Consider the following 14,804-nt stretch of genomic DNA (forward strand, 5'->3'; position numbering starts at 1 on the left):
ACGCCCCCTCTCGATCATGTCGAGGACGACGAAGCGTGGGAGGTAAGCCCGTGAGCAGCACCCTCTTCCGGACGAAGAAGGTCGAGCAGTCCATCCTCGATACCGAGGAACCCGAGCACGCGCTCAAGAAATCCCTGTCCGCGCTCGATCTGACGGTCTTCGGCGTCGGCGTCATCATCGGCACCGGCATCTTCGTTCTCACCGGCACGGTGGCCAAGAACAACGCGGGCCCGGCCGTCGCCCTGGCCTTCGTCGCGGCCGGCGTCGCCTGCGGGCTCGCCGCTCTCTGCTACGCCGAGTTCGCCTCGACGGTCCCGGTGGCCGGCTCGGCCTACACCTTCTCGTACGCCTCCCTGGGCGAACTGCCCGCCTGGATCATCGGCTGGGACCTGGTCCTGGAGTTCGCGCTCGGCACGGCGGTGGTGGCCGTCGGCTGGTCCGGGTACATCGCCTCGCTCCTCGACAACGCCGGCTGGCATCTGCCCGAGAGGCTGAGCGGCAGGGAGGGGGCGCACGGCTTCGGCTTCGACATCCTCGCCGCCGCCCTCGTCCTGGTGCTGACCGCGATCCTCGTGGTGGGCACGAAGCTCTCCGCGCGGGTCACCTCCGTGGTCGTCGCCATCAAGGTGACCGTCGTGCTGACCGTGATCGTCGCGGGCCTCTTCTTCGTCAAGGGCGACAACTACCAGCCGTTCGTCCCGAAGTCGCAGACGGTGGAGGCGGGCGGGAGCCTCAAGGCCCCGCTCATCCAGCTGATGTTCGGCTGGGCGCCCTCCAACTTCGGCGTGATGGGCATCTTCACCGCGGCCTCCGTCGTCTTCTTCGCGTTCATCGGCTTCGACGTCGTTGCCACGGCCGCCGAGGAGACCAGGAACCCGCAGCGGGACATGCCGCGCGGCATCCTCGGCTCGCTCGTCATCTGCACGGTGCTGTACGTCGCCGTGTCGATCGTCGTCACGGGCATGGAGCACTACACCAAGCTGTCCGTGAGTGCGCCGCTCGCCGACGCCTTCAAGGCCACCGGGCATCCCTGGTTCGCGGGCTTCATCAGCTTCGGCGCCGCCGTGGGACTGACCACGGTCTGCATGATCCTGCTCCTCGGCCAGACCCGGGTCTTCTTCGCGATGAGCCGCGACGGACTGCTGCCGCGCTTCTTCTCGCACGTCCACCCGCGGTTCAAGACCCCGCACCGGCCGACCATCCTGCTCGGCGTGATCATCGCGATCGTCGCCGGCTTCACCAGCCTCAGCGAACTCGCGGAACTGGTGAACATCGGCACGCTCTTCGCCTTCGTCGTCGTCGCGATCGGCGTGATCATCCTCCGCAACACCCGTCCCGACCTGCACCGCGCCTTCCGCACGCCGTGGGTCCCGGTCATCCCGATCCTGTCGGTGTGCGCCTCGCTGTGGCTGATGCTGAACCTGCCCGCCGAGACCTGGCTCCGGTTCGCCATCTGGATGGTGATCGGCTTCGTCGTGTACTTCCTCTACGGCCGCTCCCACAGCCGTCTGGCACGGGGCGAGCAGACGACGACGGGCGACGTTGTGAAATAGCCCGCAGCGGCACCCCACGGCGCGGGCAAGCGGACCCACCCGCCCGCACGAGCTCCGCGCGGGCTACGGCCGGACGGTGCGAGGTCCGGACACCGAAGCCCCCAACTCCCGCACCCTGCGCCGCAGTTCCCGGTCCGCGGTCACCACCAGGACCGGGCGGCCCGCCGCCCCGGCGACCAGGTCGACCATGTGGTCGTCCCCGCTGCCCGGCGCCGACTCCACCCGGACGCCGGGTACCGCCTCCACCCCGCGTGCCGCCCCCTCCACCACGAGAACGATCTCCACGGGACCGGAGTGGCCCGGGAGACCGTCGGCCGCGAGCCGGTCGCGGAGGCGTTCGGCGGCCCCCCGCCGGTCACGCCACCAGCCGTCGGGCACCGACCCGACGACGTTCGCGGCGTCGACGATCACGAGCAGGGGGTCGCTCTCAGTCATGCGGCAAGGTTCGCACAGCCGGCGCCGGCGGCCCCTCAGTCCACCGGCTTCTCATCGAAGCTGGCGAAGTACGCGGCGGCCATGTCCTCGTCGCCGTGGCCCTGTGCGGCGGCCCGCTCCATGCGTTCGGCGGTCGCGGCGGCGACGTCCAGACGGACTCCGTTCCGCTGCCCGGCCTCGACGATCAGACGGGCGTCCTTCGCCGCTGTGACCACCGCGAACTGGGGAGGGGACAACTCGCTGTTGAGGACCAGCCCCGCCTTGGCCCTGAGGTAGCCCATGTCGAGCGGGCCGCCCTCGATCAGGTCGAAGAAGCTCTGCGGGTCGACCCCCAGGGCCCGGGACAGGGCCAGCACCTCGCCGGTCGCCGCGGTCGCGGCGAGCACCCAGCTGTTGGCGACCAGCTTCAGCCGGGTCGCGCTGCCGGCCGCGCCGTCCTCCCCGGTCCACAGCGTGCGGGCGCCGACCGCGTCGAACACCGGCTCCACCACCGTCCGGCCCTCGGCGGGCCCGGCGGCCAGCACGGTCAGCTTCCCGGCCTCCGCGGGCTGGCGGGTGCCGAGCACCGGGGCGTCGTAGAAGACAAGGCCGTGCTCGTCGGCGAACGCGGCCAGTCCCGCGATCGCCTCGATGCCGGCCGTGGTCGACTGCACCCAGGTGGCGCCGGGGCGCAGTGCGGGGGCCGCCTCGCGCATGACGTCCAGGGCGGCCGGACCGTCGTGGACCATGGTCAGGACGACATCGGCGCCCTGGACCGCCTCGGCGGGCGTGGCGGCGATGTGGGCTCCGTCGGCGGCGAGCGGCTCGGCCTTGGCGCGGGTGCGGTTCCAGGCGCGGACCAGGTGGCCGGCGCGGGTGAGGTTGCGGGCCATGGCGGCGCCCATGATGCCGGTGCCGAGGACGCCCACGGTGAGCTGGTCGGTCATGAGATCGGCTTCCTTCTCACTGTTGCTGTGGTTGCTGGGAACAGCCTGCCCGCTCCGCGTCCGGCCGCACGTACGGGGACGCGGGGGCCGGGCCGCGGCCCGCGTGTTGCCCCGCTTAGAGTGAAGCGGTGAACGGCGACTGGCTCCTACGCGGCCGTGACGGCCGGCTCAGTGTCTACCTCCCCACCGACGGCGCCCTCCTGTGCCGGGCGGAGCGTTCCCCCGGCGGCCCCTGGACGGCCGCACACCGGGTCGGCGGCGAGCAGAGGCTGCACCCCTCACCCGCCGTCGGACAGGGCAGCAACTCCTACGCCCATCTGGTCTCCTGGCGGCCCACCGTGTCGGGCGAGGCCGGCCTCGTGCACTCCACCCACTACCGGCCTCGGCTCGCCGCCCTCGACTGGGCGCCGATCGGGCACCCGGACAAGAAGGGATCCCGCACCGGCCCGCCCGCCGTCGCGGTCGACGCCGAGGGGCGCGCCCATGTCTTCGTCCGCAACAACGGCGGCGGGGTGAGCATGGTCGCGCAGAAGGAGAAGGGCGGCTGGGAACCCTGGCGGGACCTCAAGGGGCATGACGTACAAGGGGAACTGGCCGCGGTGACCGGGGAGTCGGGGCGCGTCGAGGTGTACGCGGCCGTCCCCGGCGGCATCCTGCACTGGCGGCAGGAGGAGGCGGCCGCCCAGCCGGCCCTGGAGGAGGCGATGGAGGCGCCGGTCCGCCCGGACACCCTGTACGCGCTGGCCACCTCCCCGGCCGGCACGACCCTCTTCTACACCGACGAGTCGGGAGACCTGAGCGCCTGGCGCCCCGGCGCCAAACCCGTCACCCTGCTGCCCTCCGCCGGGCCCGGCCCCGTCTCCGCGGTGCGCTGCGAACTCGACGGCCACGACTGCACCCTGCTCGCGCAGCGCTCGGCGAGCGGCCGGGTCGCCTTCGCCGCGTATCCGACCGAGCAGGAGTCGGCCGGCGCCTGGTGGACCGAGTCGGGCCCGGCCCTTCCCGCGGACGCCGCGGTGTCCCTCGCGGTGGACGAGGACGGCCGCGTGGTGGCGGCAACGTTGTCCCCGTCCACCGGACAGCTCCTGCTCACCCGCCGCAAGGACGAGCCCGGGCTGGCGCTGGAGGCCTGGCGCGAGGTGTGAGGCGGGGACAGGCACCCCCGGTCACCGAAGGCGAAGAGGGCCCCCGCCCGAAAGCGGAGGCCCTCTTCACATGCGCCTGCGGGTTAGGCCGGAACCGACGCCAGGCCCGGAGCCAGGAACTTCTTGCCGTTCACACGCTCCGAGACACCCTCGCGGTCCAGGTACGGCGTGATGCCGCCCAGGTGGAAGGGCCAGCCGGCGCCCGTGATCAGGCAGAGGTCGATGTCCTGGGCCTCGGCGACGACGCCCTCGTCGAGCATGAGCCCGATCTCCTGGGCGACGGCGTCGAGGACACGGTCACGGACCTGCTCCTCGGTCAGGACGACATCGCCCTGCTTGAGGAGCGCGGCGACCTCGGGGTCCAGCTCCGGCTTGCCGGAGTCGTAGACGTAGAAGCCGCGCTTGCCCGCCTTGACGACGGCCGCGAGGTTCGGGGAGACCGTGAAGCGGTCCGGGAAGGCCCGGTTGAGGGTCTCCGAGACGTGCAGACCGATCGCGGGACCGACCAGCTCCAGGAGCACCAGCGGGGACATCGGCAGACCGAGCGGCTCGACGGCCTTCTCGGCGACCTCGACCGGGGTGCCCTCGTCGATGACGTTCTGGATCTCGCCCATGAAGCGGGTGAGGATGCGGTTCACGACGAACGCCGGGGCGTCCTTCACCAGCACCGCGGTCTTCTTCAGCTTCTTGGCGACGGCGAAGGCGGTGGCCAGCGAGGCGTCATCGGTCTGCTCGCCGCGCACGATCTCCAGGAGCGGGAGGATCGCGACCGGGTTGAAGAAGTGGAAGCCCACGACCCGCTCGGGGTTCTTCAGCTTCGACGCCATCTCCGTCACCGACAGCGAGGAGGTGTTGGTGGCGAGGATCGCGTGCGCCGGGGCGACCGCCTCGACCTCCGCGAACACCTGCTGCTTGACGCCGATCTCCTCGAAGACGGCCTCGATGATGAAGTCGGCGTCGGAGAAGCCCTCCGCCTTGTCCAGCACACCGGTGACCAGGGCCTTCAGACGGTTCGCCTTGTCCTGGTTGATACGGCCCTTGCCGAGCAGCTTGTCGATCTCGGCGTGGACGTAGCCCACACCCTTGTCGACGCGCTCCTGGTCGATGTCGGTCAGCACGACCGGCACCTCCAGGCGGCGCAGGAAGAGCAGGGCGAGCTGCGAGGCCATCAGGCCCGCGCCGACCACGCCGACCTTGGTGACCGGACGCGCCAGGTTCTTGTCCGGGGCGCCCGCGGGACGCTTGCCGCGCTTCTGCACCAGGTTGAACGCGTAGATGCCGGCGCGCAGTTCGCCACCCATGATCAGGTCGGCGAGCGCCTTGTCCTCGGCGTCGTAGCCCTGCTGGAGGTCGCCGTTCTTGGCGGCGGCGATGATGTCGAGGGCGCGGTAGGCGGCCGGGGCGGCGCCGTGCACCTTGGAGTCCGCGATGAAGCGGCCCTTGGCGACGGCCTGGTCCCAGGCCTCACCGCGGTCGATCACCGGACGCTCGACCTCGACGTCGCCCTTGAGGACACTGGCCGTCCAGATCAGCGACTGCTCCAGGAAGTCCGCACCCTCGAAGAGCGCGTCGGCGATACCGAGGTCGAAGACCTGCTGGCCCTTGAGCTGCTTGTTCTGGTTGAGGCTGTTCTCGATGATCACCGAGACGGCCTTGTCGGCACCGATCAGGTTCGGCAGGATCGTGCAGCCGCCCCAGCCCGGGACCAGCCCGAGGAAGACCTCGGGCAGCGAGAACGCCGGGAGCGCCTTGGAGACGGTCCGGTACGTGCAGTGCAGACCGACCTCGACGCCACCGCCCATCGCGGCACCGTTGTAGTACGCGAAGGTCGGCACCGCGAGGCCCGACAGACGCTTGAAGACCTCGTGGCCGCCCTTGCCGATGGCGAGCGCGTCCTTGTGCTCCTTCAGCAGCTCGACGCCCTTGAGGTCGGCGCCGACGGCGAAGATGAACGGCTTGCCGGTGATACCGACACCGACGATCTCGCCGGCCGAGGCCTCCTTCTCGACCTGGTCGATGGCGGCGTTGAGGTTCGCCAGCGAGGCCGGGCCGAAGGTGGTCGGCTTGGTGTGGTCGAACCCGTTGTCCAGCGTGATCAGCGCGAAGCGACCGGCGCCGTACGGCAGGTCGAGGTGGCGTACGTGCGCGGACGTCACGACCTCGTCCGGGAACAGCTCGGCCGCGCCCTTCAGGAGTTCGGTGGTGCTCACTTGTTGCCTCCGGCGTCCTTGTGGTTCGGGTTCTCCCAGATCACCGTGGCGCCCATGCCGAAGCCGACACACATGGTGGTGAGGCCGTAGCGGACCTCCGGCTGCTCCTCGAACTGGCGGGCCAGCTGCGTCATCAGACGGACGCCGGAGGAGGCCAGCGGGTGGCCGTACGCGATCGCGCCGCCGTACTGGTTCACGCGGGCGTCGTCGTCGGCGATGCCGTAGTGCTCCAGGAAGGCGAGCACCTGGACGGCGAAGGCCTCGTTGATCTCGAAGAGGTTGATGTCCTCGATCGACAGGCCCGCCTTGGCGAGGGCCTTCTCGGTCGCCGGGATCGGGCCGTAGCCCATGACCTCCGGCTCGACGCCCGCGAAGGCGTACGAGACCAGGCGCATCTTGACCGGCAGGTTGTTCTCGCGGGCGAAGTCCTCGGACGCGATGATCGAGGCGGTCGCACCGTCGTTCAGACCGGCGGCGTTACCGGCGGTGACGCGGCCGTGCACACGGAACGGCGTCTTCAGGCCCTGCAGGTTCTCCAGGGTCGTGCCCGGGCGCATCGGCTCGTCGGCGGTGACCAGACCCCAGCCGGTCTCGCCGGCCTCGGCGTTGGTGCGCCGCACCGAGATCGGCACCAGGTCCTGCTGGATCTTGCCGTTGGCGTACGCCTTGGCGGCCTTCTCCTGCGAGCGCACGGCGTACTCGTCGGCGCGCTGCTTGGTGATCGTCGGGTAGCGGTCGTGCAGGTTCTCCGCGGTCATGCCCATGAACAGGGCGGACTCGTCGACCAGCTTCTCGCTGACGAAGCGCGGGTTCGGGTCCACGCCTTCGCCCATCGGGTGGCGGCCCATGTGCTCGACACCACCGGCGATGACGGCGTCGTAGGCACCGAAGGCGATCGAACCGGCGGTGGTCGTCACGGCGGTCAGGGCGCCGGCGCACATGCGGTCGATGGAGTAGCCCGGGACCGACTGCGGCAGCCCGGCGAGGATGCCGGCCGTGCGGCCGAGGGTGAGCCCCTGGTCACCGATCTGCGTGGTCGCGGCGATGGCGACCTCGTCGATCTTCTTGGGGTCGAGACCGGGGTTGCGGCGCAGCAGCTCCCGGATCGCCTTCACGACCAGGTCGTCGGCGCGGGTCTCGTGGTAGATGCCCTTCGGGCCCGCCTTGCCGAACGGGGTACGGACGCCGTCGACGAAGACGACGTCCCTGACGGTACGAGGCACGATGGCTCTCCTCCAGATGCGGGATGGCACTGCTGCACGGCGCAAGCGCAAGCGCTGAGCGCGCGCTCAGGCCCATGCTACTTGCGGGTAACGTGCCTGCACACCCCTGACGGCTGGAGCGGTGAACGTCACACTCGCGGGGCTCGGTCGAGCCGCGCGGAGTGAGTACGGGAGCGGGTACGGGATGCGACCCCGGCCACCGCCATGATGTCGTCGACCAGGGGGTGACCAGGTGAGGCGTCCCTAGGCGGACAACGCGGCCACCAGCACCGGGGTCACCTGCTCGACCTGCCAGGGCCGAGCCCCCAGCGCCGAGAGCGCCGCACCGACCGAGTCCGCGTCGACGACCTTCGGCGGCTCCCAGCACACCCGCCGCACCGTGTCCGGCGTGATCAGGTTCTCCTGGGGCATGTTCAGCTGCTCGGCCAGGGCGGACACCGCCGCCCGTGCCGCCGACAGACGAGCCGCGGCGGCCGGGTCCTTGTCGGCCCACGCGCGCGGCGGCGGGGGCCCGGTCACCGGCTGCCCCGGCGCCGGAAGCTGCGTCTCTGCCAGAGCCTTCGCCCGGTCCACGGCGGCCTGCCACTGCTCCAGCTGCCGCCGTCCCATCCGGTTCCCGAACCCGTTCAGGGCGGCCAGCGCGTGCACATTGCCCGGGAGGGAGAGCGCCGCCTCCACGATGGCGGCGTCCCCGAGCACCTTGCCCGGCGACACGTCCCGCCGCTGGGCGATCCGGTCCCGCGTCTGCCACAGCTCCCGCACCACGGCGAGCTGCCGGCGCCGCCGTACCTTGTGCATCCCGGACGTACGCCGCCAGGGGTCCTTGCGGGGCTCCGGCGGCGGAGCCGAGGCGATCGCGTCGAACTCCTGCCGGGCCCACTCCAGCTTGCCCTGCCGGTCCAGCTCCTTCTCCAGGGCGTCGCGCAGATCCACCAGGAGCTCGACGTCCAGCGCCGCATACCGCAGCCACGGCTCGGGCAGCGGGCGGGTCGACCAGTCGACGGCGGAGTGGCCCTTCTCGAGTACGAAGCCGAGAACGTTCTCGACCATGGCGCCGAGGCCGACCCGGGGGAACCCGGCGAGACGGCCCGCGAGCTCGGTGTCGAACAGCCGTGTAGGCACCATGCCTATCTCGCGCAGACACGGCAGGTCCTGAGTGGCCGCGTGCAGCACCCACTCGACGCCGGAGAGCGCCTCTCCGAGGCCCGAGAGATCGGGACAGGCCACGGGATCGATCAGTGCGGTCCCGGCGCCCTCACGGCGCAGCTGCACGAGATAGGCACGCTGGCCGTAGCGGTAGCCGGACGCGCGTTCCGCGTCGACGGCGACGGGTCCTGAACCGGCCGCGAAGGCGGCGACCACCCGGGCGAGCGCGTCCGCGTCGGCGATCACGGGCGGGATGCCCTCGCGCGGCTCCAGCAAAGGGGTCGGTTCCGGGCTCGGTTCTGCGTTCGGCGCCCCCGTAACAGATGTTCCGCCGTCTTCCGGAGGGGCGCCTCCGGTGGTTCGCAGTGAGCTGTCTGCTGCGGTCTCTTGGGCGTCGGTCACGTGTCAAGGGTATCTGTGTATGGACAGCGCCCGCCGACGTAACGTTCCGTCGACGGGCGCCTGGGGGTCGTAAACCAGTCAGGTCGGTGAAAGATCCGGTTCACGACAGGTGGGACACGGCCGGGGGGATCGGCTCCGATCCTGTTCACGTCCGTGAATGGCAGAGATGTACAGGGGGAGAAGGCGAGAAAGAGGCGGGAGAGGGGCGCAGGGAGTAAAGGGCGGGACGTACGGGTCAGTGGATGATGCCGGTCCGCAGGGCCACCGCGACCATCCCGGCGCGGTCACCCGTGCCCAGCTTGCGGGCGATGCGGGCGAGGTGGCTCTTGACGGTCAGTGCGGACAGGCCCATCGAAACGCCGATCGCCTTGTTCGACTGGCCCTCCGCGACCAGTCGCAGCACCTCGACCTCGCGACCGGAGAGCTCGCGGTAGCCACCCGGGTGACTCGGGGCACCCGGGGGGCGGCGGTGCATACGCGCGGCGGCGGATCCGATGGGGGCGGCGCCCGGCCGGGTGGGGAGCCCGACGTTGGTACGGGTGCCGGTGACGACATAGCCCTTGACGCCGCCCGCGAGGGCGTTGCGCACGGCACCGATGTCGTCGGCGGCGGACAGCGCGAGGCCGTTGGGCCAGCCCGCCGCGCGGGTCTCCGAGAGGATGGTGAGGCCGGAGCCGTCGGGCAGGTGGACGTCGGCGACGCAGATGTCGCGGGGGTTGCCGATGCGGGGACGAGCCTCCGCGATGGACGAGGCCTCGATGACATCGCGCACACCGAGCGCCCACAGATGGCGGGTGACGGTGGAGCGGACGCGCGGGTCGGCCACGACCACCATGGCGGTCGGCTTGTTCGGGCGGTAGGCGACCAGGCTTGCGGGCTGCTCGAGGAGAACGGACACCAGGCCTCCTGGGGTGCGGGACGACTTTCAAGGTCACAGTCGTCTTCGGCATCAAACCCGAAGTCCTTTAGGGAAAGATCACGATTTAGTGAGTATCAATTAGTGCAATTCGGACACGCGATCGATCGCGCGATGAACGAATCGGTTCGTTCGCGACACTATTCATGACCGAAAGTGGCCGTATCGACAAAGTGACGGTCAAGGCGACGGCCGAAGTGCCGGTCAGCGTGCCTGCGGGTCCCGCCGCTGCGGCAGCGTCACGACCGACGCATCACCCGGACCGGCCGGCGGCAGGCCCGCGACCTGGGCCAGCAGATCGCACCAGGAGGCCAGGTGGGACGCCGTGTCCGGGACCCCGCCCAGGCCCTCGCGGGGCGTCCAGGAGGCGCGGATCTCGATCTGCGAGGCCGCGGGGCGCTCCGCCAGACCACCGAAGTAGTGCGAGCTCGCCCGCGTGACGGTGCCGCTCGATTCGCCGTACGACAGACCGCGCGCCTGGAGCGCGCCGGTCAGCCAGGACCAGCACACGTCCGGCAGCAGCGGGTCGGCGGCCATCTCCGGCTCCAGCTCCGCGCGCACCAGCGTCACCAGCCGGAAGGCGCCCCGCCAGGCGTCGTGCCCGGCCGGGTCGTACAGCAGCACCAGGCGGCCGTCGGCCAGGTCCTGGTCGCCGTCGACGACGGTCGCCTCCAACGCGTACGAGAAGGGCGCGAGCCGTTTGGGCGCCGGCGCCGGCTCGATCTCGATCTGCGGCCGCAGCCGCGCGGTCCTCAGCGCGTCGACGGCAGCCCGGAAGGGCGGCGGAGGCGTACCGCCGCCACTCCGATCCCCCTCCTTGGTGTCGTCCATTCCGTCAGCGCCGTCCGACAGTCGTCCCTGAGCCGCAGCCATGCGGGGAAGATTAAGGGGAACCGGGCCTTCGCGCAGGGAGGGACACCCGTGCGGGGTCCGCATGTCCGGATAGTGCCCCATGAACCCCGGCCGTGGCGCCTGCGGCGCCGTGCGAGACTTGCGGTCGTGAGTGCGAACGAGAGCCCCGCGGGCCAGGCCCGGACACAGCCGTCAGCCACGTACGAATCGGCCTTCCTCAAGGCGTGCAGGCGTGAGCCCGTGCCGCACACGCCCGTGTGGTTCATGCGGCAGGCCGGGCGCTCACTGCCCGAGTACCGCAAGGTCCGCGAGGGCGTCCCGATGCTGGAGTCCTGCACACGCCCCGAACTCATCACGGAGATCACGCTCCAGCCGGTACGCCGGCACGGCGTGGACGCGGCGATCTACTTCAGCGACATCGTCGTCCCGCTCAAGGCCATCGGCATCGACCTCGACATCAAGCCCGGCGTCGGCCCGGTCGTCGCGAACCCGATCCGCACCCGTGCCGACCTGGCCCAGCTGCGCGACCTCACTCCCGAGGACGTCTCGTACGTCACCGAGGCCATCGGCCTGCTGACGCGCGAGCTCGGCTCGACCCCCCTCATCGGTTTCGCCGGGGCGCCTTTCACCCTTGCGAGCTACCTCATCGAGGGCGGCCCCTCGCGCACGTACGAGAACGCCAAGGCGATGATGTACGGCGACCCGGAGCTCTGGGCCGACCTGCTCGACCGCCTCGCGGAGATCACCTCCGCCTTCCTGAAGGTGCAGATCGAGGCGGGCGCCTCGGCCGTCCAGCTCTTCGACTCCTGGGCCGGCGCCCTCGCCCCGGCCGACTACCGCCGCTCGGTGCTGCCCGCCTCCGCGAAGGTCCTCGACTCCGTCGCCGGGTACGGCGTGCCGCGCATCCACTTCGGTGTCGGCACCGGCGAGTTGCTCCAGCTGATGGGCGAGGCGGGCGCGGACGTCGTGGGCGTCGACTTCCGTGTCCCGCTCGACGAGGCGGCCCGCCGGGTCGGCCCCGGCAAGGCCCTCCAGGGCAACCTCGACCCGACCGTCCTGTTCGCCTCCACGGAGGCCGTCGAGGCCAAGGCCCGCGAGGTCCTCGACTCGGCCGCGGGCCTCGAGGGCCACGTCTTCAACCTCGGCCACGGCGTCATGCCGTCCACCGACCCGGACGCACTGACCCGGCTCGTGGAGTACGTCCACACGCAGACCGCCCGCTAGCCCTCCTCGCGACGGCTCACCACGTGTGCCGGGGCCGCGCCCTTCTGCCGAACAGCAGGCCGCGCGGTTCCGGCGGCGGGGGTGTGCCCGGTTTGAGCGGCCAGGCGAGCAGCATGCCGACGAGGAAGCCGACGACGTGCGCCGCGTACGCCACCGTCCCCGCGCTGGAGACGCCCTCGCCGGACGAGTACAGGGCCTGCAACACGAACCAGAAGCCCAGCACCAGCCAGGCCGGCAGTCTCAGCGGCAGGAAGAGCAGGAACGGCACGAGGATCCAGACCCTGGCCTTGGGATACAGCACCAGATAGGCGCCCAGGACCCCGGCGATGGCTCCCGACGCGCCGATCAGCGGGTCGGAGGAGTCGGCGTTGGCCAGCGCGAAGCCGTACGACGCCGCGTAACCGCAGACGACGTAGAACAGCGCGTACCTGATGTGCCCCATGCGGTCCTCGACGTTGTTGCCGAAGATCAGCAGGAAGAGCATGTTGCCGAGCAGGTGCAGCCAGCTGCCGTGCAGGAACATCGCGGTGAAGACGGACACGGCCGGCGACTTGTCGTAGCTGGGCGGGGCCACCACACAGCCCGCCCCGTGCGCGCCCACTCCTATGCCGCCGGTGGGGACCAGCCGGGGCATCTGATGGTGGATCAACTCCCGCGGTACGGCCGCGTAGTGGTCCAGGAACGCCTGCAGATGGCACAGCTGGGACAGACTGCTGTCGCCCGCCACGGAACCGGCCAGGCCGGGCGTGGACAGGAAGACGTACACGTTCGCGGCGATCAGTGCGTACGTCACCCAGGGGGTGCGGCGCACCGGGTTCACGTCATGGACGGGTATGACCACAAGGAACTAGTGCCCCCGGTGGACCGCGCGAATCGGTGAACGCGGTCACGCGCGCGTGCGTATGTCTCCTCAACCGCCCGCGGCACGGGGAAGGCGGGTCGCGGGGACGACGTGAGGAACAGGCGATGAACGACCGAGTTACTCCTCCGATGCACGCCACGCCCGACGGGGAGGCGGAGATCTCCCTGGTGGTGAAGCTGCCGTGGGAGGACGTCGCCAGGCTCGGCCAGGAGGCCGGACGGCTGGCTTCGCAGATGCAGCGGCCGGTGACGCTGGACGAGGCGGTGAGTCACCGGCTGCGGTCCGTACGGAGTGCTGCGCATGCCAAGCCGGCGGGGGAGCAGCCTGCGGCGGTGTCCGCCGCCCCTGCCATGACCTCCACCGCCTCGGTGTCGTCGTTGCCCCCGCGGCCTCCGGCGGAGCAGGCGCGGCAGGCGATCGAGCGGATCAACGGCTCGGCGTAGGGTTCGTCGGCGACTGCGGGTCGTGGGGGGCTCGCGCCGACGCGGCGGAGCCGCACATCGACACGGCCCCGCGCCCCTAGAAGCCTTGCGCCACCGCTCGTGATGCCTTGCGCGCCGCTACCAGTACCGGGTCCCAGACCGGGCTGAACGGCGGGGCGTAGCCCAGGTCCAATGCCGTCATCTGTTCCACCGTCATGCCGGCCGTGAGGGCGACCGCTGCGATGTCCACTCGCTTGCCGGCGCCCTCGCGGCCGACGATCTGGACGCCGAGCAGGCGGCCCGTTCGCCGCTCGGCGAGCATCTTCACCGTCATCGGGGAGGCGTTCGGGTAGTAGCCGGCGCGGCTGGTGGACTCGATGGTGACCGTCTCGAACTGGAGGCCGACCCGGCGGGCGTCCTTCTCCCGGAGGCCCGTGCGGGCGATCTCCAGGTCGCAGACCTTGGACACCGCGGTGCCGACGACGCCCGGGAAGGTGGCGTAACCACCGCCGACGTTGGTCCCGATGACCTGGCCGTGCTTGTTGGCGTGGGTGCCGAGGGCGATGTGGCGCTCCTGTCCCGAGACCAGGTCGAGGACCTCCACGCAGTCGCCGCCGGCCCAGATGTTCTCGTGCCCGCGCACCCGCATGGACAGGTCGGTGAGCAGGCCGCCGTGGGCGCCGAGGGGCAGCCCGGCCGCCTTGGCCAGCGCCGTCTGAGGGCGTACGCCGATGCCCAGGACCACCACGTCCGCCGGGTACTCGGCGTCCTCCGTGGCCACCGCCCGCACCCGCCCGTCCTCGCCGGTGTGCACCTTGGTGACCTCGGCGTCGTCGACCATGGTGATGCCCATGCCCTCCATCGCCTCGTGCACCAGGCGGCCCATGTCGGGGTCGAGCGTGGACATCGGCTCGCTGCCGCGGTTGACGACGGTCACCTCGTAGCCGCGGTTGATGAGCGCCTCCGCCATCTCCACGCCGATGTAGCCCGCCCCGACGACCACCGCGCGACGGCCACGCGTGCGCGTGAGCGAGTCGATGAGCGCCTGCCCGTCGTCCAGCGTCTGCACACCGTGCACACCGGGGGCGTCGGCACCCGGCATGTCCGGACGGATCGGCTGCGCGCCGGTCGCGATCACGAGTTTGTCGTACGACGTCCAGGACTCGTCGCCGGAATCGACGTCACGCGCGCGTACCCGGCCGCCCGCCACGTCGATCTCGACGACCTCCGTCCGCATGCGCAGATCGATGTCCCGCGCGCGGTGCTCCTCGGGCGTACGGGCGATCAGCTGGTCCCGTTCGTCGACGTCGCCGCCCACCCAGTACGGGATGCCGCACGCCGAGAACGAGGTGAAGTGGCCGCGCTCGAACGCCACGATCTCCAGTTCGTCGGGGCCCTTCAGGCGGCGTGCCTGCGACGCCGCGGACATCCCCGCGGCGTCTCCGCCGATCACGACCAGTCGTTCCCTCGCAGCGCTCATGTCCATGC

13 protein-coding genes are annotated in these 14,804 nt (G+C 71.0%); 4 read left to right on the forward strand and 9 right to left on the reverse strand.

Annotation, left to right across the window (positions count from 1 at the left end; all coding sequences use genetic code 11):
* Positions 1-50 precede the first annotated feature (50 nt).
* Positions 51-1,553 (forward strand): amino acid permease, encoded by a 1,503-nt coding sequence (locus tag ACWC1K_RS06455; RefSeq protein WP_450829121.1) that lies wholly within the window; start codon positions 51-53, stop codon positions 1,551-1,553.
* A 63-nt stretch (positions 1,554-1,616) separates the two neighbouring features.
* Here the strand turns inward: ACWC1K_RS06455 and ACWC1K_RS06460 are convergent, their stop codons facing one another.
* Positions 1,617-1,988 carry an NTP pyrophosphohydrolase gene (locus tag ACWC1K_RS06460; RefSeq protein WP_450829122.1) on the reverse strand — a complete coding sequence of 124 codons (372 nt, stop codon included), beginning with the start codon at positions 1,986-1,988 and terminating at the stop codon, positions 1,617-1,619.
* Between the two features lie 35 nt (positions 1,989-2,023).
* A complete protein-coding gene (locus tag ACWC1K_RS06465; protein ID WP_450829123.1) occupies positions 2,024-2,914 on the reverse strand; it encodes an NAD(P)-dependent oxidoreductase in 891 nt (296 codons plus the stop codon).
* A 128-nt stretch (positions 2,915-3,042) separates the two neighbouring features.
* On the opposite strand from ACWC1K_RS06465, the gene ACWC1K_RS06470 reads away from it, so the two are divergent.
* Positions 3,043-4,059: a hypothetical protein gene (locus tag ACWC1K_RS06470; RefSeq protein WP_450829124.1), complete on the forward strand. Its 1,017-nt coding sequence runs from the start codon at positions 3,043-3,045 to the stop codon at positions 4,057-4,059.
* A gap of 83 nt (positions 4,060-4,142) precedes the next feature.
* Here ACWC1K_RS06470 and ACWC1K_RS06475 read toward each other — a convergent pair whose 3' ends face one another.
* The 5 genes from ACWC1K_RS06475 to ACWC1K_RS06495 all read right to left on the reverse strand — a co-directional run bounded on the left by ACWC1K_RS06475 (position 4,143) and on the right by ACWC1K_RS06495 (position 10,829).
* Positions 4,143-6,269 carry a 3-hydroxyacyl-CoA dehydrogenase NAD-binding domain-containing protein gene (locus ACWC1K_RS06475; protein WP_450829125.1) on the reverse strand — a complete coding sequence of 709 codons (2,127 nt, stop codon included), beginning with the start codon at positions 6,267-6,269 and terminating at the stop codon, positions 4,143-4,145.
* Positions 6,266-7,492 carry a thiolase family protein gene (locus ACWC1K_RS06480; RefSeq protein WP_344401850.1) on the reverse strand — a complete coding sequence of 409 codons (1,227 nt, stop codon included), beginning with the start codon at positions 7,490-7,492 and terminating at the stop codon, positions 6,266-6,268. The genes ACWC1K_RS06475 and ACWC1K_RS06480 overlap by 4 nt, the downstream gene beginning before the upstream one ends.
* A gap of 243 nt (positions 7,493-7,735) precedes the next feature.
* Positions 7,736-9,040, reverse strand: coding sequence for an HRDC domain-containing protein (locus ACWC1K_RS06485; protein WP_450829126.1), 1,305 nt, complete (start codon positions 9,038-9,040; stop codon positions 7,736-7,738).
* 235 nt (positions 9,041-9,275) lie between these two features.
* A complete protein-coding gene (locus tag ACWC1K_RS06490; protein WP_030939825.1) occupies positions 9,276-9,938 on the reverse strand; it encodes a response regulator transcription factor in 663 nt (220 codons plus the stop codon).
* A 222-nt stretch (positions 9,939-10,160) separates the two neighbouring features.
* A complete protein-coding gene (locus ACWC1K_RS06495) occupies positions 10,161-10,829 on the reverse strand; it encodes a DUF3000 domain-containing protein (protein WP_450829127.1) in 669 nt (222 codons plus the stop codon).
* 126 nt (positions 10,830-10,955) lie between these two features.
* Here ACWC1K_RS06495 and hemE point away from each other — a divergent pair, with 126 nt between their 5' ends.
* The gene (gene hemE / locus ACWC1K_RS06500; protein ID WP_450829128.1) at positions 10,956-12,032 is read left to right on the forward strand and encodes a uroporphyrinogen decarboxylase; all 1,077 of its coding nucleotides are present in this window, start codon (positions 10,956-10,958) and stop codon (positions 12,030-12,032) included.
* A gap of 16 nt (positions 12,033-12,048) precedes the next feature.
* Here the strand turns inward: hemE and ACWC1K_RS06505 are convergent, their stop codons facing one another.
* Entirely contained in the window at positions 12,049-12,873 is an 825-nt protein-coding gene (locus ACWC1K_RS06505; protein WP_450829129.1) for a rhomboid family intramembrane serine protease, read from the reverse strand.
* A gap of 125 nt (positions 12,874-12,998) precedes the next feature.
* Here ACWC1K_RS06505 and ACWC1K_RS06510 point away from each other — a divergent pair, with 125 nt between their 5' ends.
* Positions 12,999-13,337 carry a hypothetical protein gene (locus tag ACWC1K_RS06510; RefSeq protein WP_390664489.1) on the forward strand — a complete coding sequence of 113 codons (339 nt, stop codon included), beginning with the start codon at positions 12,999-13,001 and terminating at the stop codon, positions 13,335-13,337.
* 76 nt (positions 13,338-13,413) lie between these two features.
* Here the strand turns inward: ACWC1K_RS06510 and ACWC1K_RS06515 are convergent, their stop codons facing one another.
* Positions 13,414-14,802 (reverse strand): FAD-dependent oxidoreductase, encoded by a 1,389-nt coding sequence (locus ACWC1K_RS06515; protein ID WP_450829130.1) that lies wholly within the window; start codon positions 14,800-14,802, stop codon positions 13,414-13,416.
* Positions 14,803-14,804: the final 2 nt, after the last annotated feature.

Source organism: Streptomyces sp. NPDC001492 (assembly GCF_053597275.1).